The organism is Rhodococcus sp. NPDC003348 (assembly GCF_053589375.1).
This window is the reverse complement of the sequence record NZ_JBSFRT010000058.1, coordinates 16,724-35,519: the sequence shown is the minus strand read 5'-3', so window position 1 is coordinate 35,519 and position 18,796 is coordinate 16,724. Positions and strand designations below refer to the sequence as shown.

The following is an 18,796-nucleotide window of genomic DNA, read 5'->3' as shown; positions in this document are numbered from 1 at the left end:
GGGGTGGGGAGACACGCCCAGGATGCACCCGGCAGCACGATCGTCGTCCTGCAAGGCGGAGGAGAAGCCGATACCGGGGTTGTATCGGCGCCGACGACAACGCAGCAGGGCGGCGATGGGGCGCCGGGGGCGCCGACAAGGGGGTGGGGAGACATGCCCTATGGCGAGGTGACGATCACGATCACGCCCGGCGATGCGGTCGCGATGCCGGCGAAACGCTGCTCGGCGGTGATCCCGAGTTCCGCGGCGATCTGCTGCGCGGCTTGCTTCTCGGTCGCGGAGTTCGCACTGTAGAAGGCCGTCGTCTTCGCAACGTTGCCACTGCTGTAGTTGCCGGTCTCGGACACCGTCCAGCCGTCCGACTCGAGGGTCCCGGCGGTCTCGGCGGCCAGCCCGCTGACGGTGCTGTTGTTGAAGACCCGAACCTGGACCGCGGACCGATCGAACGTCGATGCTGCGGTCGGCGCGCCGGCCGAGGCCACGACCGGTGCGGCGCTGGTGACCGGCGCCGGGGTCGTCGGGCGAGCCGACGCGGCGGGGCTGTTCGGGGCCGCCTTGACCGGCGCGACGCTGGGCACGACATCGGCTGACTGCGGGTCCGAACCCGAGTTGGACAGGGTCATCGCACCGATGCCCGCGAAGGCGATCGCCAGTGCGATGAGAACCATCGCGAGCGCGCGTAGTGGGGGTCCCGACGGTGCCGGCTGCGGGGTGCTCACGGTCTCGACCTTACGGGTCCGGACATGGTCGGCGGCATCTAGGTGACGTCGAAACCGAGACGGCGGGCGGCGCGGGCCTTCTGCCGGCTGGCACGCAACCGGCGCAGACGCTTGACCAACATCGGATCCGCGGCGAGCGCCTCCGGGCGGTCGACCAGCGCGTTGAGGACCTGGTAATAGCGCGTCGCGGACATGTCGAACAGTTCCTTGATGGCGTCTTCCTTTGCGCCGGCGTACTTCCACCACTGGCGCTCGAAGGACAGGATGTCGTGATCGCGACGGGTGAGTCCGTCCGCGCCGACCTCGTTGGCGTCCCGGTCGTCGGTGGGCTGCGAATTCCGGCTACGCGCGACTGCGCCGTCCATCTCACTCCTCAACTTCGAGCTCTCGCCCCATACTTCGGCGAAGCGTGAAGCTCCCCGGCCGCCCGATCGGGTCCATTTCACCGGACGACGAATTACAACCCTGTACTTCTGCGCGTCCATTCAACCACGGTCGCCGCGCTCACCCAGGGCTTCGCGCCGACGGCGCGTCGCTCGCGGATCCCACGACCCGACAACACGCCCCGGCATCGGGGCAACCGGGAAACGGCCGGGCCGATCGCCACCATTATTCTTTCCCGCATGGCAATTCTTCCGATCGTGATCGTGGGCGACCCGGTACTCCACCAGCCGACCAAGCCGGTGACCCAGCCGCTGTCCGAGATCGCCGAACTCGTGGCCGACATGTACGACACGATGGACGAGGCCAACGGCGTCGGCCTGGCCGCCAACCAGGTTGGCGTCCCGCTGCGCCTGTTCGTCTACGACTGCCCCGACTACGACGCCGACCCCAAGGGTGCGCGCCGTCGCGGCGAGGTGATCAACCCCGTCCTCGAGACCTCGGAGATCCCCGAGACGATGCCGGACCCGGAGGACGACGACGAGGGCTGCCTGTCGGTGCCGGGCGAGCAGTTCCCGACCGGCCGCGCCGACTGGGCGAAGGTGACCGGCGTCGACGTGAACGGTGAACCCGTCGAGATCGAGGGCACCGGATTCTTCGCCCGGATGCTGCAGCACGAGGTCGGGCACCTCGACGGCTTCCTCTACACCGACGTGCTGATCGGGCGGCACGCGCGCGCCGCGAAGAAGATCATCAAACGGTCCGGCTGGGGCGTGCCGGGGCTGACCTGGACCCCCGGCACGGTCGAGGACCCGTTCGGACACGATGACTGACGCCCCCGCGGGCACCGGTAGACATCGCCGCCGCGAGGCGACCGAACGCGACGCAACCACACCCGAACCGACCGGTGGTCCCACACCCGAACCGAGTGCCGGACCCGACACCGAGCCGACCGGCGGCGCAAGCCCCGAGCCGACCGGTGGCCCCACACCCGAACCGAGTGCCGGACCCGACACCGAGCCGACCGGCGGCGCAAGCCCCGAGCCGACCGGTGGCCCCACATCCGAGCCGACCGGTGGCCTCACCCCCGCGGACGAGGGCGCGTCCGCGGCGACCGTGCAATTGCCCACCGCGCCGCGACTCGGCAGCCGGGTCGTCCTGCGGTACAAACTGCCGCCGGGCTATCCCCAACCGTTGACCGACATCATCGGGGAACTCGTCGCCCTGACGCCGGCCGTGGTGGTGCGCGCCGAGGACGGCCGGGTGGTTCAGGTGTCCGCGGACCAGGTGGTGGCGCTCAAGGCGATCGGGCCGCGCCGGGTCACGACGCGGGAGATCCGGGCGCTCGAACTGGCGGCCGCGGACGGCTGGCCGGGAACCGAACAGTCGTGGATCGACGGCTGGTTGGCCCGCAGCGGCGGGGGGTTCACCCGCCGTGCCAACGCCGCGGCGCCGCTGGGGCGGGCGCACCGGATCGGTGACCTGCATTCGAGCGACACCCTGGACCGGCTGCGGGCCTGGTACGCCGACCGCGGGCAGCCGCTGACGCTGCTGCTGCCCCACCGGCTCGGCGCGGCGCCGGAGGGCTGGACGCTGTCGGCGGAGGTGCAGGTGATGGCCGCCGACATCACGAACCTGACGCTGCCGGAAGGCGAGTCACTGGTGACGGTCTCTCCGGAGCCGGGGCCCGGGTGGCTTCCGCTGTACCACTACCGCGGCGCGCCCCTGCCGGAATCGGCGCCGGCGGTGCTGGCGTCGGTCCGGGACGGCGAGCTCGGGTTCGGTGCGCTCGGCAGCCCGGAGACCGAACTGCTCGCAATCGCCCGCGCCGCGATCACCGAGGCCCCCGACGGGCGGCGCTGGGTGGGGCTTGCGGCCGTCGAGGTCGCCCCGGCGCACCGCCGCCGCGGACTCGGCATGCTGATCTGCGCGGAGATGATCCGGTGGGGCCGCGGCCGTGGCGCCACCCACGCCTACGTTCAGGTCGAGGCCGACAACGCGCCTGCGATCGAGCTGTACCGCACCCTCGGGCTCATCGACCATCACCGCTACCGCTACGCCACCGCACCCGAGCGCTGAGCCGCCGTGCGGGTGGAGTTTCCCTTCCACCCGCACGGTCGCGATGTCGGTGGGCGGCACTACGCTGCGGGCATGCGATTGGCGACGTGGAATGTGAACTCGGTGCGAGCCCGGACGGACCGGATCGTGGACTGGCTGACCCGCACCGACACCGACGTGCTCGCCATGCAGGAGACCAAGTGCCGGGACGACCAGTTCCCGACCGAGCGGTTCACCGAACTCGGCTACGAGGTCGCGCACGTCGGCCTGAGCCAGTGGAACGGGGTGGCGATCGTCTCCCGCGTCGGGCTCGAGGACGTGCAGGTCGGGTTCGAGGGGCAGCCCGGGTTCGCCAAGCAGGCGCCCGACACACTCGACGTCGTGACCCCGGTCGTCGAGGCCCGCGCGATCGGCGCGACCTGCGGCGGGGTCCGGGTGTGGAGCCTGTACGTGCCGAACGGCCGCGAACTGTCGGACCCGCACTACACCTACAAGCTGGACTGGCTGGCGACACTGCGGGACGACGCCGCGAAGTGGTTGGCCGAGGACCCGAACGCGCAGGTCGCCCTGGTCGGGGACTGGAACGTCGCCCCGACCGACGAGGACGTGTGGGATCCGGCGCTGTTCGAGGGCAAGACCCACACGTCGCAGCCGGAACGGGACGCGTTCGCCGCGTTCGAGGAGGTCGGGTTCGCCGAGGTGACCCGTCCGCACACCCCCGGCCCGGGTGTGTACACCTACTGGGACTACACGCAGTTGCGGTTCCCGAAGCGGCAGGGCATGCGGATCGACTTCCAGTACGCCTCCCCCGCGTTGGCCGCCCGCGTCACCGGCGCCTCGATCGACCGCGAGGAGAGAAAGGGCAAGGGCGCCAGCGATCACGCGCCCGTCGTCATCGAACTCGACTAGCGCGGAATTCGGGTCCACGAAGCCGGCCGGGTCAACGAAGCCGGCCGGGGACGGTCAAGACCGTCCCCGGCTGCTCGACAACCCGGGCCGCCGACGGGGTTGCTCCGGTTCCTCACCTTCTGGTGCGCATGAATCCGATACCCATCAGGCCGAGTCCCAGCACCAGGACCACGGCACCACAGACCACGTTCGACCAGATCATCCCGGTCGTCGTCGACACTCCGGTGACCACCCACGGCGAGATGATCATCCACACGCCGAGGACGGGCAGTGTGAATGCGACTCCGTGAAGGCGGCCGAAGGCCGACGCGAGTCCGAACGCGAACACGGCCGTCGCGAGTCCGGCGATCAGGTTGCTCATCATCAGCGTGGTTGTGCCACTGAATCCGATGACCCACGGCGACGCGGCCATGTAGAGGCCGGCCAGCATGAGCAGACCCTCGTTCGTCTGCGCGAGCGGGTCGCCCGCGGCCTGGTCGTACTTGTCACGTAGCGCGGCGATGTCCGGGTGCTTCTCAATGGGCAGGTTCGCTGTCGACATGATGCCCACACCTCCTCGAGATGGAGAGGGAACACGTCCTCCCTCTCCCCTCGATTCTATTGCGAGACAGGGGCCAGGGACCGCCGCGAGCTGGACCGATGTGCCGATCAGCCGGCGTCGTCGAGCAGCCCCAGGTACTCGGTGTGGGTGCCGAGGTAACGCTGCACGTAGGTGCAGACGGGGTGCAGTCGCCACCCCCGGACCCGGGCCTCCTCGAGAACCTCGCGCACGAGCACGGCCGCCCAACCGCGGCCGCCGTACTCCTCCTTGACGACGGTGTGCATGAGCGCGACGGCGGCGCCGTCCTCGGGAGCGCCGTCCCGGTCGTCGAGCCGGCGGTAGCCGAGAATGCCGATCAGATCGCCGTCGACCCAGAGGTCGAAGCGCGCGTGTGCGGGATTGTGCTCGACCTCGGCCAGGGCGGGGTCGGCGGGCGCAGCGACGGGCGTCGTCACCGCCGCTGCCTGGTCCGGGTGTCGCTTGAACATGGCGTCATGCAATCAGCATTCGGGTCGATTCGCCGCCCGGCGCGGGCCCGACAGACAAGTTGTCGCTCATCCTTCGTCGAATCGTGGCCGAATCGCCGCCGGGCGATCACACCGGCACCAGCATGTCCCGGTACTCGGGGTTCGCCACGACGAATCGCTGCAGGTAGGTGCACACCGGGCGGATCTTCCAGCCGTACCCCCGCGCCGCGTCGAGGGCACGTCGGACCATCACGGCGGCCAGGCCGCGGTGCCCGAAGTCCTCGACGATGACGGTGTGCAGGAAGGACACCACCGGCGCTCCCGCCCGCCGTTTGGCGCTCACCGCTCCGCCATTCGACTCCAGGTCGTAATACCCCAGGATGCCGACGAGGTCGCCGTTGAGCCACAGCTCGAAGCGGTTCTGAGCTGCATTGTTCATCACCTCGGCGGTCGGTGTGTCCGCGAACATCGGCCTTGTCTCCTTGCCCACCCGTAACAAAAATGTGATCCACGCCACTATAGGTCGATGCCGGTTTGCGCGACAGGGAACGCGCAGAAAACTCGCCAACCGGACAGGTGCGCCTCCCCGGCCCGCACCCGCGGGAGGCGCCCGGCTATCGTCGGCGGCGACAACTCAACAAACCCACGGGGGCTCGCACCAGCGGGCTGAGAGGACGGCTAGCTCTCCACGAGCGGACAGGGCCGTCGACCGTATGAACCTGACCGGGTAATGCCGGCGTAGGGAGATTTCGATGAGGGACACCTCAACCTTCGACGGCGCCGTCGCCACGACTGCCGTCACGACCGGTCCGATCGCGGGCAGCAGCAAGCGGTACCTCGAGGTCGACGGGCTGTCGATTCCGGTCCGGCGCGTACAGCTGACCACCGGCGACCACCTCGACCTGTACGACACCTCCGGCCCGTACACCGACGAGTCCGCACGGATCGACCTCGACGCCGGCCTGCCGCCGGTACGCGCGTCCTGGCCACGCCCGGAGGGTGCCACCACCCAACTCGACTGGGCCCGAGCCGGGGTGATCACCGACGAGATGCGCTATTGCGCTGCCCGCGAAGGGGTTTCCCCGGAGCTGGTGCGCGAGGAGGTCGCGGCGGGGCGGGCGGTGATCCCCGCCAACCGGCGCCACCCGGAACTCGAACCCATGGTGATCGGCAAGCGGTTCGCGGTGAAGATCAACGCGAACATCGGGAACTCGGCGGTGACCTCCTCGATCGCCGAGGAGGTGGAGAAGATGGTGTGGGCGACCCGCTGGGGCGCCGACACCATCATGGACCTGTCCACCGGCCGCAACATCCACGAGACGCGGGAGTGGATCCTGCGCAACTCCCCCGTCCCGGTCGGCACGGTCCCGATCTACCAGGCACTCGAGAAGGTCGGCGGCGACCCGACGAAGCTGACGTGGGAGCTGTACCGCGACACCGTGATCGAGCAGTGTGAGCAGGGTGTGGACTACATGACGGTGCACGCCGGGGTGCTGCTGCGGTACGTACCGCTGGCGGCGAAGCGGGTCACCGGCATCGTCTCGCGTGGCGGGTCGATCATGGCGGCCTGGTGCCTGGCACACCACCGGGAGTCGTTCCTGTACACGCACTTCGAGGAACTCTGCGAGATTCTCGCCCGCTACGACGTCACCTTCTCGCTCGGCGACGGACTGCGTCCCGGCTCGATCGCCGACGCCAACGACGAGGCCCAGTTCGCCGAGCTGCGGACCCTCGGCGAACTGACGAAGGTCGCGAAATCCCATGGCGTGCAGGTGATGATCGAGGGTCCCGGGCACGTGCCGATGCACAAGATCGTCGAGAACGTGCGACTGGAAGAGGAGTGGTGCGAGGAGGCGCCGTTCTACACCCTCGGCCCCCTTGCCACCGACATCGCGCCCGCCTACGACCACATCACGTCGGCGATCGGCGCGGCGATGATCGCCCAGGCCGGGACCGCGATGCTCTGCTACGTGACCCCGAAGGAGCATCTGGGACTGCCGAATCGCGACGATGTGAAGGTCGGTGTCGTCACCTACAAGATCGCCGCGCACGCCGCGGACCTGGCCAAGGGTCATCCGCGTGCCCAGGAGCGTGACGACGCACTGTCCACGGCCCGTTTCGAGTTCCGCTGGCACGACCAGTTCGCGCTCTCCCTCGACCCGGACACCGCCCGCGAGTACCACGACGAGACGCTGCCCGCGGAACCGGCGAAGACCGCGCACTTCTGTTCGATGTGCGGCCCGAAGTTCTGCTCGATGCGGATCTCCGCCGATGTCCGGGCCTACGCCGAGGAGCACGGCCTGACCGACGCGACCGCGATCGAGGCAGGCATGGCGGAGATGTCCGACGAGTTCACCCGTTCCGGCGGGCAGGTGTACCTGCCCGTCGTCTCGGCCGATCGATAGGCTTTTCGTTGTGAACCTGCTGCCACTGACCCCCGACGGGCAGACGCCCGTCCGCGCCCTCACCATCGCCGGGACCGATTCCGGCGGCGGTGCGGGAATCCAGGCCGACTCCCGCACGATGGCGATGCTCGGTGTGCATGCATGCGTCGCCGTCGCAGCGGTGACGGTGCAGAACTCCGTTGGGGTCAGTGGTTTTCACGAGATCCCGCCGCAGATCGTCGCCGACCAGGTGCGCAGCGTGGTCGGCGACATCGGGGTGAGCGCCGCGAAGACCGGCATGCTCGCGTCCACCGCGATCATCGAGTCCGTCGCGCAGGTGTGCACCGAGGTGGGCATCGGCAAGGGGCAACCGGTCCCGCTGGTGGTGGACCCGGTGTGCGCGTCCATGCACGGCGACCCACTGCTGCACGCGGAGGCCCTCGACGCGGTGCGGCACACGTTGATCCCGATCGCGTCGCTGGTCACGCCGAACCTCGACGAGGTGCGGCTGATCACCGGTGTCGACGTCGTCGACGACGCGACCGCCCGTCGCGCCGCCGAGGCGCTCCACGGATTGGGGGCGCAGTGGGCCCTCGTCAAGGGTGGGCACCTGCGCACGTCGACCGAATCGACCGACCTGCTGTTCGACGGTGAGCGCTTCCACGAGTTCACCAGCCCGCGGATCGACACCGGCAACGATCACGGCGGCGGTGACACCCTCGCCGCCGCGGTGGCGTGTGCCTTGGCGCACGGCCGCACGATGCCCGAGGCCGTCGAGTTCGGGAAGCAATGGGTGACCCGCTGCCTCGCGGCGTCCTACGACCTCGGCGCGGGACACGGGCCCGTCTCGCCGCTCTGGCGCCTGCACGTGGGCGCGGAGGAAGGTCAGCGCGAGTAGTCCCTGAACGTCATCACGAACCCGACCGCGACCACGGCCGCCGCCACGAGATACACGGCGATACGGAACCAGTAGGCCCCGTAGCCGTAGTAGTTCACGGCGAACGCACCCGCCATCGCGGCGAGGATCAGGACGAGTCCGTAAAAGGGTGTGCGTTGTTCCCGATCAACCATGCCTCCAGTGTCGGCGCCGTGGGCACTGGAGGCAATGGTCGCGTCACAGCGGCCGAACGGTGTACATCTGGAGGTCGTTCGGCACTCCGCGCGGGGCGCTGGCGAACAGTCCGCGGCGGTAGGGACGGACCCGCAATCCCAGCTCGTCGAGGCGGTCGGACCCCAGGGCGTCGACGGTGGCCGCCGACGCCATCACCTTGCCGTCGGCCCCAGCCTGCATCACTCGCGCGGCGACGTTGACGTCCACGCCGAGCCAGTCGGCACCGACCTGCCTGGGCATGCCCGTGTGCACGCCCACCCGCATCCGGGGCCGGTGGCCGTGACACTCGACCGTCGCGAGTGCGGCGCGGGCCTCGAACACCGCCTCGAGCGCGCCATCCGGTCGGGCGAAGACGGCCATCATGCCGTCGCCCATCCGTTTGACGACGTGGCCGCCGTGGTCGGCGACCGGTGGTTCGATCGCCCGCGCGACCGCGCGGAGCAGCTCGACCGTCGCCTCGTCGCCGGCGGCGAGCGCGAAGTCCGAGTAGCCGACCAGATCGGTGAACACGAGCGTCATCGCGCGGGTGCCGCGGCCGCGGCCGGTGCGTTCGAGCAGCGCCTGCCACACCTGCAGCGCGCCGAGGCCGACCTCCCGGGAGACCCCGGGGTGATCGTCGAGGAGTCGGTCGGCGACCCGGGCGACGGCCCGCGCCCCGCCCGGTCCGGCGGTGGAGAGCGGGTCCCCGAACCCCGGATCGCCGGGCAGCGCCCGGCGCACCCGGCGGACTGCGTCCACCGCGGCGGGCGCCCTGTCGACCGCCAACGCCCAGGCCAGGGCCGACGCGACGCGGCCGCGGCCGTCACCGCCCTCGGGTTGCTCGGTCATCGACGAAGTGTAACCACCGGTCACACACATGCGCCTGTGAGTCCTTTTGGCGCGCGTGGGGGCCAAAAGGACTCACAGGCACGAAGTGCCTACGCGTCGCGGCGGTTGACGACGAACAGGGCCGCCCCGAACACGACCGCGACGAACGCGGTGAAGTACACCAGGCTGCCCCACGGACCCCAATGCCAGTCGATGCCCTGATCGGAGCCGAGGAAGTGGTTGGCATTCGCGAACGGCAGGAACGGCTGGATCTCCCGGCCCACCTTGCCGAACAGGCCGAACAGCGACTCGATCAGCAGCGGCCACAACAGCAGCAGGGTGATCGCGCCGGCCGACTGCCGCACCAGCGACCCGACCGCGACGGCGAGCACGACGCACAGCAGCGCGTAGATCGGCACGCCGTAGATCGCACGCCAGGCGTCGGATCCGGAGAGCTTCAGGAGGGCACCGGCCTCGCTGCCCGCGGTGGTCTTGGCGATCGCGTAGGCGCCGAAGGTCAGCACGAACGTCAGCACGGCACCGAAGATCCCGATCAGCCCGGCCTTGGTGATCAGCACGGTGTCGCGCTTCGGCACCGCCTGGAAGGTGGTCCGGATGATCCCGAACCGGTACTCGCTGGTCACCGCCAGCGCCGCCAGGATCATCAGGACGAGCACGCCGAATCCGGTCACGCCGCCGACCGCGTCGGCCAGCGTGGGCAGGAACGGGTCCATGCCCGGATTCTCGCCGTTCGCGAGCTGGTCGTTGTACGCGGTCAGGCTCACTTTCGCGGTCAGGCCGATCACCGCGGCCAGGCCGAGCCCGAGCGCGATGATCGCGACGGTGCACCACAACGGCGACTTCGTCGAGGTGAGCTTGATGCGTTCCGCTGCCACGACACCCATCAGAGCGCCCCTCCCATCACGTCGGCCTGGTACTGCACGTCGTCGCCGGTCATCTTCATGAACGCGTCCTCGAGCGAGCCACGCTGCGCGGACAGCTCGTGCAGGACGATGCCCTGTCCACCGGCGATCTGCCCGACCGTGTCGGTGGTGGCGCCACGAACGATCAGCACCGCGGCCCCGTTCTCCCCGACGCCGTCCGACTGCACGGCCAGACCCTGTGCGACCAGCGCGGACTTCAGTGCGTCGAGCTGCGGGCTGCGCACCCGCACCGACGACTCGGAGGACCGGTCGACGAACTCGTGGACCGGCGAGTCGGAGACGAGTCGGCCGCGACCGATCACGACGAGATGTTCCGCGGTCAGCGCCATCTCGGACAGCAGATGGCTGGACACGAGGACGGTGCGCCCCTCCGCGGCCAGCTGCTGCATGAACTTGCGGATCCAGACGATGCCCTCCGGGTCGAGACCGTTGACCGGCTCGTCGAAGAGCAGCACCTTCGGGTCACCGAGCAGCGCACCCGCCAGCCCGAGCCGCTGCGCCATGCCGAGCGAGAACCCGCCGGCCTTCTTGCCCGCGACCTCGGTCAGGCCGACCAGCCGCAGCACCTCGTCGACGCGCGAGCCCGGGATCCCGTTGGATGCGGCCATCCACTGCAGGTGCGCTTTCGCGGACCTGTTGGGGTGCACCCACTTGGCGTCCAGCAGGGCACCGACGGTGCGCAGCGGCTGCTTCAGGTCGTGGTACGGCTTGCCGTCGATCAGCGCGACACCGGCGGTGGGCCGATCCAGACCGAGGATCATCCGCATGGTTGTCGACTTTCCTGCGCCGTTCGGGCCCAGGAAGCCGGTGACGATTCCGGGACGCACGGTGAAGGTCAGGTCGTCGACCGCCCTCACGTCCCCGAATGTCTTCGTCAATCCCCTCACTTCAATCATGCCCGCCAGCATTCCGGAAAAACCCGGCGCGCACATCCTCCACAGGTCGCGCGTCGTGTCGTCCTCAGGGATGACACGGCGGTACCGCGCCGGGGCCGCGACGTCGTCGCGACACGGCGCGCGTCGGGGATGTCAGGGTCGGACCTGACCGTTCCCGCTCACCGGATCGGGGATGGTCGGGAACCGGTCGGCAGGCATCTCGCCCTCGTCGTACACCGTCTGCGGCGGACCGATGATCAACGGATCCGGGGTCCCGACGACCCGCGGGTCCTTGCCTGCGTAGTCGAACTTCGACAGCACCCAGCGCATCGCCTCGAGCCGCGCCCGCTTCTTGTCGTTGGACTTGACGATCGTCCACGGCGCGTGCGGAGTGTCGGTGTAGAACAGCATGTTCTCCTTGGCCTCGGTGTAGGCGTCCCACTTGTCGAGGCTCGCCAGGTCGGTCGGCGAGAGCTTCCACTGCTTGACCGGGTCGGTGCTCCGGGCCACGAACCGCGCGTGCTGTTCCTCCCGCCCGACCGAGAACCAGAACTTGACCAGACGAATGCCCGATTGCACCAGCATGCGTTCGAATTCCGGTGCCGATCGGGTGAATTCGAGGTACTCGGTGGGCGTGCAGTAGCCCATGACCCGTTCCACGCCGGCCCGGTTGTACCAGGACCGGTCCATCAGCACGATCTCGCCGCCGGCGGGCAGGTGTGCCACGTACCGCTGGAAGTACCACTGGGTCCGCTCGCGTTCGGTGGGCTTCTCGAGCGCCATCACGCGGGCACCACGGGGGTTGAGGTGTTCGGTGAACCGTTTGATCGCGCCACCCTTGCCCGCCGCGTCCCGGCCCTCGAAGATGATGACGATCTTCTCGTCGTTCTCCTTGACCCATGCCTGCAGCTTGAGCATCTCGATCTGCAGGGCACGTTTGCGGAACTCGTACTGCCGCCGCGTCATCTTCTTGTCGTACGGGTAGCCGTGCCGCCACGGCGCGTCGGGGCCCTCTTCGGGCCGGGCGCGACCGGACTTGCGCAGCAGCTCGCCGATCTCGTCGATCTCCGGGGTGACGTCGATGGTTTCGGGTGCGGCCAGCTCGAAGTTCCCGTCGGCTCGTTGCCCGTCAGGATGTGCGTGACCGGATTGCTGCTCGTTCACGTTGTCGAGACTACCGCCGCGCGACCCGTCCGGCAGGCCGCGCGGCGGACGAAAATCCTATAGTTCGGGTGACGACGCCTGCGCCCAGAACCGCTTCGGGATCCGGCCGGCCCGCCGCGCCTGGTACCCGGCGGTGACGGCCGACGCCATCGCGGACGCCATCAGGGCCGGATCCTTGGCACGGGTGACCGCGGTCGCCAGCAGCACTGCGTCGCAGCCGAGTTCCATCGCACGGGTCGCGTCGCTGGCGGTGCCGATGCCGGCGTCGAGGATCACCGGCACCCCCGCCGCCTCGACGATCATCTCGATGTTGTGCGGGTTGCAGATGCCCAGCCCGGTGCCGATCGGTGCGCCCAGCGGCATCACCGCCGCACAACCGACGTCCTCGAGCCGCTTCGCCAGCACCGGGTCGTCGGTCGTGTACGGCAGCACCGTGAAGCCGTCGTCTACGAGTTGCTCTGCGGCACTGACCAGTTCGATGGCATCGGGCAGCAGGGTACGGTCGTCGGCGATCACCTCGAGCTTGACCCAGTCGGTTTCCAGAGCCTCCCGGGCCAGCTGCGCGGTCAGCACCGCCTCCGCCGCACCACGACAACCGGCGGTGTTCGGCAGCGGCGCGATGTCCAACCGACGCAACAGGTCGAGCACGCCGGTGCCACCGGCGGCATCGACCCGGCGCATGGCGACGGTGGTCAGTTCGGTACCGGACGCGACGAGCGCCTCCTCGAGCACCGTCAGGTTCGCGGCACCGCCGGTCCCCATGATCAGCCGGGACCCGAAGGTGCGACCGGCGATCGTCAGCTGGTCACCCACCCTGCACCGCCGTGAGGATCTCGATCTCCCAACCCTTTTCGACCACGCGGTCCCACGTGGCGCGCGGGACGACGGCACCGTCCACCGCGACCGCGATGCCCTTCTCGGGCAGGCCGAGACGGGCGAGAAGCTGCGCCACCGTCGTCGGTTCGGACAGCTGGTGGTCCTCGCCGTTGACGGTGATCCCGATGTTCACCATGTCTGTCATCGATTCCTCATTCGTGCGTCGAAACCAGTGTGCCGAAGCGTTCCGGGCGACAGGACGTCGCCTCCGGCAGCGGCGTGCCGTTCAGTTCGGCGACCACCGCGTCCGCGGACAGCGGGGTCAGCAGGATGCCGTTGCGGCCGTGCCCGGCGGCGAGCACCACCCGGTCGGTGACCCGGCCCAGGATCGGCAGGTTGTCGGGACTCATCGGGCGCAGACCCGCGGCAGTCTCGTGCAGTTCGTACTCGCCGATGCTGGGCATCAGGGCCTGCGCGTCGGCGATCAGGTCCCGGACCCCGGCCACGGTCACGGCGGTGTCGTCACCGGACTCGTGCTGGGTGGCGCCGACGACCAGTCCGTCGCCGCGGGGTACCAGGTACACCGGCCTGCCGTGGACGCTGGCGCGGATCGTCCGGCTCGGCGCGGGCGCCACGCCGGGCCGATACCGCAGCCGCAACACCTCCCCCTTGACCGGTCGCACCGGCAGCCCCGGCCACAGCCGCGCCGCGGCCGTGCCTGCGGCGAGTACCACCTGATCGGCGGGCAGCGCGTCCACGTCCGCGACGGCCTCGGCCACGAACGTCACCCCGGCGGCCGCACACGCGGACCGCAGCGCCCGCACCAGCGCGCGGTTGTCGACGGCGAACTCCGCGGCGGCGAGCAGCGCCAGCCTGATCGTCGGGGCGAGGGACGGTTCCGCTTCCCGGATCTGCGCGCGGGTCAACAGGTCCAGCCGGTAGCCGCGCCCGTCGAGCCACTCGGCGACGGTGCGCAGGTCCGTCGCGTCGGCGGCGTCCAGCGCGACGGTCATCGAACTCTGCGAGGTGAACAGCGTCTCGCCCGTCGCCCGTTCGAGTTCGGCCCCGAACCCCGGCCACCGGTCCAGGGACGCGGCCCCGGCGGCGAGCACCTCGTCCTCGCCGGGCCAGCCCTCGGACAGCGGGGCGAGCATGCCGCCCGCCACCCACGAGGCCCCCGACCCGACGGCCGGGTCGTGCAGGGTCACCGCCCACCCGGACCGGGCCGCGCGCCACGCGATCGACAGTCCGATCACGCCGCCACCGACCACCGCGACGGTTCCGTTCACCACTCCACCTCACTCCCTGCGCCGGCATGATCCGGGTCAGGTCTGACGGTCGGGGCTCGCGAGCCCCCTCTCAGCCCCGCGTTCGCCGGGACTCCCGTGTCACTTTCGTTCACCCAGAGACTACCGTTGGCCCCGTGCCCACCTCGCAAGCCGGTCATCACCCGACACCGCGCGAACGCCTCGCCACCGCGCGCCTGTACCTGTGCACCGACGCCCGACGGGAGCGCGGCGACCTGGCGAAGTTCGCCGACGCCGTCCTGTCCGGCGGTGTCGACATCATCCAGCTCCGTGACAAGGGCTCGGCAGGCGAACGCGAGTTCGGCCGGATCGAGGCCCGCGAGGAGCTGGCGGCGCTCGCCGAACTGGCGGCCGCGTGCCGACGACACGGTGCACTGCTCGCCGTCAACGACCGCGCCGACCTCGCGTTGGCGTCCGGGGCCGACGTGCTGCACCTCGGGCAGGGCGACCTGCCGGTGCACTATGCGCGCGAGATCGTGGGGCCGGACGTGGTGATCGGCCGCTCGACCGGCAGTCGCGCGCAGGCGCAGCTCGCCGCGATCGAGGAAGGTGTCGACTACTTCGCCACCGGTCCGGTGTGGGCGACCCCGACCAAGCCCGGCCGCAGCGCCTCCGGTCTCGAGCTGGTCCGCCAGGTCGCCGAGTCGGATCCGACGATGCCGTGGTTCGCGATCGGCGGCATCGACGAGGAGCGCCTGCCCGAAGTCCTGAACGCGGGCGCCACCCGGGTCGCCGTGGTGCGGGCGATCACCGAGGCCCGCGATCCGCAGGCCGCGGCCCGCTCCCTCGCCGACGCCCTCGACCGCAACGCCGCCGCCGCCCGCTGACCCCGTTCCCCCCTCGCCAGCTGTTCCCTAATGTCACATTGGCTCACTTGGCGATACCCAATGTGACATTAGGGAACCTCGGCGAGGGTGGGCGAAGCGGTCAGTCCAACCAGGACAGCACGGTGGAGGGCGAGAAGCGCAGCACCGTCTCCGGCAGCCTGTCACGCAGGCCGCGGTCGGCGGTGACGACGGCGGTCAGTTCACCCGCGACGCCGGTCAGGGTGGTCGCCCCGCCCGGGCCGGTCGCGAGGAGTGCGAGGGTGTCGTCGCCGCTGCCCGACGCGACGTGCACCGGAACCCGCACGTCCGCCTCGGCGACGGCCGCGGCCTGACCTTCGAGCACCGCCTCGACCCGCGGCAGCCAACCGAACCCGCCGTCCGGGAGCTCGATCGTCCGCGGCAGGGTTGCCGCGATGCCGGCGAGTAGCCGCCCGGTCGCGCCTGCGCGGTCCCGCCACCAGCCGTCGGGACGCGACCCGACGACGTTGGCGGTGTCGAGGAGCAATCGCACCGGGGCGGCCCGCAATCCCGGCCAGCTCGCCTCGAAGCCCGGGTGCAGCGGCAGGTCCGTCACCTGATCCTCGGGCACCCAGCGCAGTTCGGTGCTCTCCCCGTTCGGCACGGTGTCCAGTGTGAACTCGGCGTCCGCGATCACCGTCGTGTACGTCCAGTCCCCGCCGGCGGCGCGGGCGGTGACTCGTTCCGCCCGCACCCGGAGGTGGGCGGAGTCGATCCCGGCCTCCTCCTCGGCTTCCCGAACCGCGGCGTGGGTGGTGGTCTCGTGCGAGTCCCTGGCTCCGCCGGGCAGGGCCCATGTTCCGCCCTGATGGCTCCACGCGGCCCGGTGTTGGAGCAGCACGGCCGACCCGCCGCCGGGCATCGGGGCACGCAGCAGCAGACCGGCAGCGCCGTACCGTCCCCAGTAGCGGCTGCCGTCTCCGCTCTTCGCCCAGCCGTCCCCGTCACCGCGCATCGACTTCGCTCACCTACCCCGTGTACTCGGATCACCTCGTACCAGGCCGACGGGCCGGGTACGAGACGCATCATGCGCCTTCGGAACCGCGCGCCTCGAACTTAGCCAGTCGATCGAGCCGAAGCACGGTTACTGCTTATATGCTGCCCTCTGTCCGGCGATCGAGCCAGGTGCGAAGGGATGCGCGGTGGTTGTACGGGTGGCCCCCTCCACGCAGCCGCGTGGCGCCGGGCCGGACGGCGATCCGGTCGGCCCGTCCGCGCGGCTGCGATCGCGGCTGCGCACCAGCCCTTCCCGGATCACGATGCTCGGCATCGGACTGGTCATCGCGGCGATGGTCTCCGGAACCGTGGCCGCGGCACAGGTCACGGACCGGCAGCGCACCCTCGACGCCCTGCAGTCGGAGGTCGAACCACTCGCCTTCGCGGCCCAGGACATCTACAGCTCGCTGTCCATCGCCGATGCCGCGGCGACGACGGCCTTCCTGTCCGGCGGCGTCGAGCCGATCGCCGTCCGCGACCGCTACACGCAGGCGATCACCGACGCGGGCGCCGACCTGGTCGACGCCGCCGCGGGGATCGACACCTCCGACACCGCCTCGCACGACCTGCTGGCGAAACTGTCGGTGGGGGTGCCCGTCTACACGGGTCTGATCGAGACGGCCCGCACCAACAACAGAGACGGTCATCCGGTGGGATCGGCGTACCTGAGCGAGGCGTCGACGATGATGCAGTCGACGCTGCTGCCGTTGGCACAGCAGTTGCATGCCGCACAGGCCGCGCGGGTCGTGCAGACCCAGGCCGAGTTCGCGACCCCGCCGTGGCTGTCGATCGCGTTGCTGATGGCAACCCTGGCCGCGCTGCTGCTGGCACACGTGCTCCTCGCCCGCCGGACCCGCCGACGCCTGAACGCGGGGCTGATCGTGGCGTCGCTGGCGGTCACCGCGTCACTGGGGTGGCTGGTGATCGCCGGGGTCGTCTCCGCGACGTCCACCGCCCGCGCGCTCGACCACGGCGCGCGGCCGCTGACCGAGCTGACCACCGCGCGGATCCTGGCGCAGCAGGCCCGCGCCGACGAGACGCTGGGACTGGTGCGCCGCGACTTCACCGGACGCTACAACAGCGACTTCGAAAGACACCTCGACGAGCTCGGGTCGACGCTCGACGGCGTCGCACGCGTCGGTCCGCAGGTCGGGTCCGACGAGGTCGCGGCCGCGGGCCGAGCCCGCTCGGCATGGGCGAGCGCGCACACCCGGTTGATGGCGCTGCTCGCCCGCGGCGACTGGCAGGCGGCCGTCACCGTCGCCGTCGCACCGGGTGGTGACGGCTCCGCCGCGCAGTACGCCGCCGCCGACACCCAGCTGACCGATGCGATCGGGGAGACACGGACGGAACTGCGACGGGGTGTCGACCGGGCGCTGTCGATGCTGACCGGCCTGGCGCCGGGCATCCTCGGGTTGGCCGCGGTGGCGGTCGCCGGTGTGGCGATCGGCCTGTGGCCCCGGCTGCGGGAGTACCAGTGACGCGCCGCCGGACTGCCACCCGCCGGTGGGGGGCGGTGCTGGTCGCCGTCGCCGCGGTGGTCTGTGGGTGCGCCACCACCGCCGAACCCGACTCGTCCGAGCCGTCGTCGACGTACCTCGAGCCGCCGCTGCCGTCGGGTGCGGCGATCGCCGCGTCGCCCACCTCGACCGCTCCCACCCCGGACTGCGGCGACCCGACCGCGAGCCTGCGCCCGGCACCGGCGGGCTCCACCGCGCCGACACCCGCTCTCGACCGGATCCGGGCGCGCGGCAGGCTGCTCGTCGGCCTGGACACCAGCAGCAACCTGTTCAGCTTCCGCAATCCCGCGACGGGCACCATCGAGGGCTTCGACGTGGACATCGCCCACGAAGTCGCCCGTGACCTGTTCGGCGACCCGGACCGGATCGAGTTCCGCATCCTCTCGTCGGCGGATCGTGTTGCGGCGCTCGACGACCGGACCGTCGATGTGGTCGTGAAGACGATGACCATCACATGTGAACGGCGGGCGAAGGTGGGGTTCTCGACCGTGTACTACGAAGCCGGGCAACGGGTCCTCGCGATGAAGGGGTCCGGCATCCGGGATGCGGCAGACCTCTCCGGCCGCCGGGTGTGCGCGGTCGCGGGCACGACGAACCTGCAGCGCATTCAGCAGGTGCAGCCGGAGGCGACGGTGTTGTCGGTGCCGAACTGGGGCGACTGCCTGGTGGTGTTGCAGCAGCGTCAGGTCGACGCGGTGACGTCCGACGATTCGATCCTCGCGGGCCTGGCCTCCCAGGACCCCAACCTCGAACTCGTCGGCCCCGCACTGAGTTCCGAGCCGTACGGGATCGGTGTCAACAAGTCGGACACCGATCTGGTGCGGCAGGTCAACGGGACCCTGGAGCGGATCCGCGGTGACGGGACGTGGCAGCGCATCCACAACCGCTGGCTGGGCACGATCGGTCCCGCTCCCGCACCTCCGACGCCGCACTACGAGGACTGAACGAGGCG

At 70.4% G+C, this 18,796-nt stretch carries 22 protein-coding genes and 2 riboswitches; of the genes, 8 read left to right on the top strand and 14 right to left on the bottom strand.

Annotated elements, in window-relative coordinates; translation table 11 throughout:
- Positions 1–158: 158 nt before the first annotated feature.
- Entirely contained in the window at positions 159–719 is a 561-nt protein-coding gene (locus ACWDU4_RS26105) for a LytR C-terminal domain-containing protein (RefSeq protein ID WP_450116854.1), read from the bottom strand.
- 38 nt (positions 720–757) lie between these two features.
- Positions 758–1,084 (bottom strand): DUF3263 domain-containing protein, encoded by a 327-nt coding sequence (locus ACWDU4_RS26100; protein ID WP_450116853.1) that lies wholly within the window; start codon positions 1,082–1,084, stop codon positions 758–760.
- A gap of 258 nt (positions 1,085–1,342) precedes the next feature.
- On the opposite strand from ACWDU4_RS26100, the gene ACWDU4_RS26095 reads away from it, so the two are divergent.
- The 3 genes from ACWDU4_RS26095 (at position 1,343) to ACWDU4_RS26085 (ending at position 4,067) form a co-directional block, all read left to right on the top strand.
- A complete protein-coding gene (locus ACWDU4_RS26095; RefSeq protein ID WP_450116852.1) occupies positions 1,343–1,933 on the top strand; it encodes a peptide deformylase in 591 nt (196 codons plus the stop codon).
- Positions 1,934–2,222: 289 nt separating this feature from the next.
- Positions 2,223–3,179 (top strand): N-acetylglutamate synthase, CG3035 family, encoded by a 957-nt coding sequence (locus ACWDU4_RS26090; protein ID WP_450116856.1) that lies wholly within the window; start codon positions 2,223–2,225, stop codon positions 3,177–3,179.
- Between the two features lie 72 nt (positions 3,180–3,251).
- Positions 3,252–4,067, top strand: a complete 816-nt coding sequence (locus tag ACWDU4_RS26085; protein WP_450116851.1) for an exodeoxyribonuclease III — start codon at positions 3,252–3,254, stop codon at positions 4,065–4,067.
- Positions 4,068–4,179: 112 nt separating this feature from the next.
- Here the strand turns inward: ACWDU4_RS26085 and ACWDU4_RS26080 are convergent, their stop codons facing one another.
- From ACWDU4_RS26080 to ACWDU4_RS26070, 3 genes are all read right to left on the bottom strand, one after another.
- Positions 4,180–4,608, bottom strand: coding sequence for an SPW repeat protein (locus ACWDU4_RS26080; RefSeq protein ID WP_450116850.1), 429 nt, complete (start codon positions 4,606–4,608; stop codon positions 4,180–4,182).
- A gap of 107 nt (positions 4,609–4,715) precedes the next feature.
- Entirely contained in the window at positions 4,716–5,096 is a 381-nt protein-coding gene (locus ACWDU4_RS26075) for a GNAT family N-acetyltransferase (protein WP_450116849.1), read from the bottom strand.
- Between the two features lie 106 nt (positions 5,097–5,202).
- Complete coding sequence (locus ACWDU4_RS26070; RefSeq protein WP_450116848.1) at positions 5,203–5,544, bottom strand: GNAT family N-acetyltransferase; 342 nt, start codon at positions 5,542–5,544, stop codon at positions 5,203–5,205.
- 166 nt (positions 5,545–5,710) lie between these two features.
- A riboswitch (TPP riboswitch) is annotated at positions 5,711–5,837 on the top strand.
- Between ACWDU4_RS26070 and thiC the strand changes: the two genes are divergently transcribed.
- Together thiC and thiD are read left to right on the top strand one after the other, a co-directional pair.
- Complete coding sequence (gene thiC, locus ACWDU4_RS26065) at positions 5,828–7,480, top strand: phosphomethylpyrimidine synthase ThiC (RefSeq protein WP_450116847.1); 1,653 nt, start codon at positions 5,828–5,830, stop codon at positions 7,478–7,480. (Overlaps the previous riboswitch by 10 nt.)
- Before the next feature lie 10 nt (positions 7,481–7,490).
- A complete protein-coding gene (gene thiD / locus ACWDU4_RS26060) occupies positions 7,491–8,357 on the top strand; it encodes a bifunctional hydroxymethylpyrimidine kinase/phosphomethylpyrimidine kinase (RefSeq protein WP_450116846.1) in 867 nt (288 codons plus the stop codon).
- Here the strand turns inward: thiD and ACWDU4_RS26055 are convergent.
- From ACWDU4_RS26055 to thiO, 8 genes are all read right to left on the bottom strand, one after another.
- Positions 8,345–8,530, bottom strand: coding sequence for a hypothetical protein (locus tag ACWDU4_RS26055; protein WP_450116845.1), 186 nt, complete (start codon positions 8,528–8,530; stop codon positions 8,345–8,347). The genes thiD and ACWDU4_RS26055 overlap by 13 nt on opposite strands.
- Before the next feature lie 43 nt (positions 8,531–8,573).
- Positions 8,574–9,398, bottom strand: a complete 825-nt coding sequence (locus ACWDU4_RS26050; protein ID WP_450116844.1) for an adenylate/guanylate cyclase domain-containing protein — start codon at positions 9,396–9,398, stop codon at positions 8,574–8,576.
- 89 nt (positions 9,399–9,487) lie between these two features.
- Positions 9,488–10,282 carry an ABC transporter permease gene (locus ACWDU4_RS26045; RefSeq protein WP_450116843.1) on the bottom strand — a complete coding sequence of 265 codons (795 nt, stop codon included), beginning with the start codon at positions 10,280–10,282 and terminating at the stop codon, positions 9,488–9,490.
- Positions 10,282–11,217, bottom strand: a complete 936-nt coding sequence (locus ACWDU4_RS26040) for an ABC transporter ATP-binding protein (protein ID WP_450116842.1) — start codon at positions 11,215–11,217, stop codon at positions 10,282–10,284. Before ACWDU4_RS26040 ends, ACWDU4_RS26045 begins: the two co-directional genes overlap by 1 nt.
- A gap of 132 nt (positions 11,218–11,349) precedes the next feature.
- On the bottom strand, positions 11,350–12,297 hold the full coding sequence (ppk2, locus tag ACWDU4_RS26035) for a polyphosphate kinase 2 (RefSeq protein ID WP_450116855.1): 948 nt from the start codon (positions 12,295–12,297) through the stop codon (positions 11,350–11,352).
- A gap of 120 nt (positions 12,298–12,417) precedes the next feature.
- The gene (thiG, locus tag ACWDU4_RS26030) at positions 12,418–13,173 is read right to left on the bottom strand and encodes a thiazole synthase (protein ID WP_450116841.1); all 756 of its coding nucleotides are present in this window, start codon (positions 13,171–13,173) and stop codon (positions 12,418–12,420) included.
- Positions 13,166–13,381, bottom strand: a complete 216-nt coding sequence (thiS, locus tag ACWDU4_RS26025) for a sulfur carrier protein ThiS (protein WP_450116840.1) — start codon at positions 13,379–13,381, stop codon at positions 13,166–13,168. The genes thiG and thiS overlap by 8 nt, the downstream gene beginning before the upstream one ends.
- 7 nt (positions 13,382–13,388) lie before the next feature.
- Positions 13,389–14,465, bottom strand: a complete 1,077-nt coding sequence (thiO, locus tag ACWDU4_RS26020; RefSeq protein WP_450116839.1) for a glycine oxidase ThiO — start codon at positions 14,463–14,465, stop codon at positions 13,389–13,391.
- Positions 14,462–14,573: riboswitch (TPP riboswitch) on the bottom strand. Its footprint overlaps the gene before it by 4 nt.
- Before the next feature lie 26 nt (positions 14,574–14,599).
- On the opposite strand from thiO, the gene thiE reads away from it, so the two are divergent.
- Complete coding sequence (gene thiE / locus ACWDU4_RS26015) at positions 14,600–15,310, top strand: thiamine phosphate synthase (RefSeq protein ID WP_450116838.1); 711 nt, start codon at positions 14,600–14,602, stop codon at positions 15,308–15,310.
- A gap of 100 nt (positions 15,311–15,410) precedes the next feature.
- On the opposite strand, the gene ACWDU4_RS26010 is transcribed toward thiE, so the two are convergent.
- On the bottom strand, positions 15,411–16,283 hold the full coding sequence (locus tag ACWDU4_RS26010; protein WP_450116837.1) for an NUDIX hydrolase: 873 nt from the start codon (positions 16,281–16,283) through the stop codon (positions 15,411–15,413).
- A gap of 199 nt (positions 16,284–16,482) precedes the next feature.
- Here ACWDU4_RS26010 and ACWDU4_RS26005 point away from each other — a divergent pair, with 199 nt between their 5' ends.
- On the top strand, positions 16,483–17,805 hold the full coding sequence (locus ACWDU4_RS26005) for a hypothetical protein (RefSeq protein WP_450116836.1): 1,323 nt from the start codon (positions 16,483–16,485) through the stop codon (positions 17,803–17,805).
- Positions 17,802–18,788, top strand: a complete 987-nt coding sequence (locus ACWDU4_RS26000) for a glutamate ABC transporter substrate-binding protein (protein ID WP_450116835.1) — start codon at positions 17,802–17,804, stop codon at positions 18,786–18,788. The genes ACWDU4_RS26005 and ACWDU4_RS26000 overlap by 4 nt, the downstream gene beginning before the upstream one ends.
- Positions 18,789–18,796 lie beyond the last annotated feature (8 nt).

Bases quoted from the DNA above. Each gene is read 5' to 3' on its own strand.
- ACWDU4_RS26100 (WP_450116853.1), bottom strand. From the start codon at position 1,084: ATGGACGGCGCAGTCGCGCGTAGCCGGAATTCGCAGCCCACCGACGAC.
- ACWDU4_RS26095 (WP_450116852.1), top strand. From the start codon at position 1,343: ATGGCAATTCTTCCGATCGTGATCGTGGGCGACCCGGTACTCCACCAG.
- ACWDU4_RS26085 (WP_450116851.1), top strand. From the start codon at position 3,252: ATGCGATTGGCGACGTGGAATGTGAACTCGGTGCGAGCCCGGACGGAC.
- ACWDU4_RS26080 (WP_450116850.1), bottom strand. From the start codon at position 4,608: ATGTCGACAGCGAACCTGCCCATTGAGAAGCACCCGGACATCGCCGCG.
- ACWDU4_RS26075 (WP_450116849.1), bottom strand. From the start codon at position 5,096: ATGTTCAAGCGACACCCGGACCAGGCAGCGGCGGTGACGACGCCCGTC.
- ACWDU4_RS26070 (WP_450116848.1), bottom strand. From the start codon at position 5,544: ATGTTCGCGGACACACCGACCGCCGAGGTGATGAACAATGCAGCTCAG.
- thiC (WP_450116847.1), top strand. From the start codon at position 5,828: ATGAGGGACACCTCAACCTTCGACGGCGCCGTCGCCACGACTGCCGTC.
- ACWDU4_RS26055 (WP_450116845.1), bottom strand. From the start codon at position 8,530: ATGGTTGATCGGGAACAACGCACACCCTTTTACGGACTCGTCCTGATC.
- ACWDU4_RS26050 (WP_450116844.1), bottom strand. From the start codon at position 9,398: ATGACCGAGCAACCCGAGGGCGGTGACGGCCGCGGCCGCGTCGCGTCG.
- ACWDU4_RS26045 (WP_450116843.1), bottom strand. From the start codon at position 10,282: ATGGGTGTCGTGGCAGCGGAACGCATCAAGCTCACCTCGACGAAGTCG.
- ACWDU4_RS26040 (WP_450116842.1), bottom strand. From the start codon at position 11,217: ATGATTGAAGTGAGGGGATTGACGAAGACATTCGGGGACGTGAGGGCG.
- thiS (WP_450116840.1), bottom strand. From the start codon at position 13,381: ATGACAGACATGGTGAACATCGGGATCACCGTCAACGGCGAGGACCAC.
- ACWDU4_RS26010 (WP_450116837.1), bottom strand. From the start codon at position 16,283: ATGCGCGGTGACGGGGACGGCTGGGCGAAGAGCGGAGACGGCAGCCGC.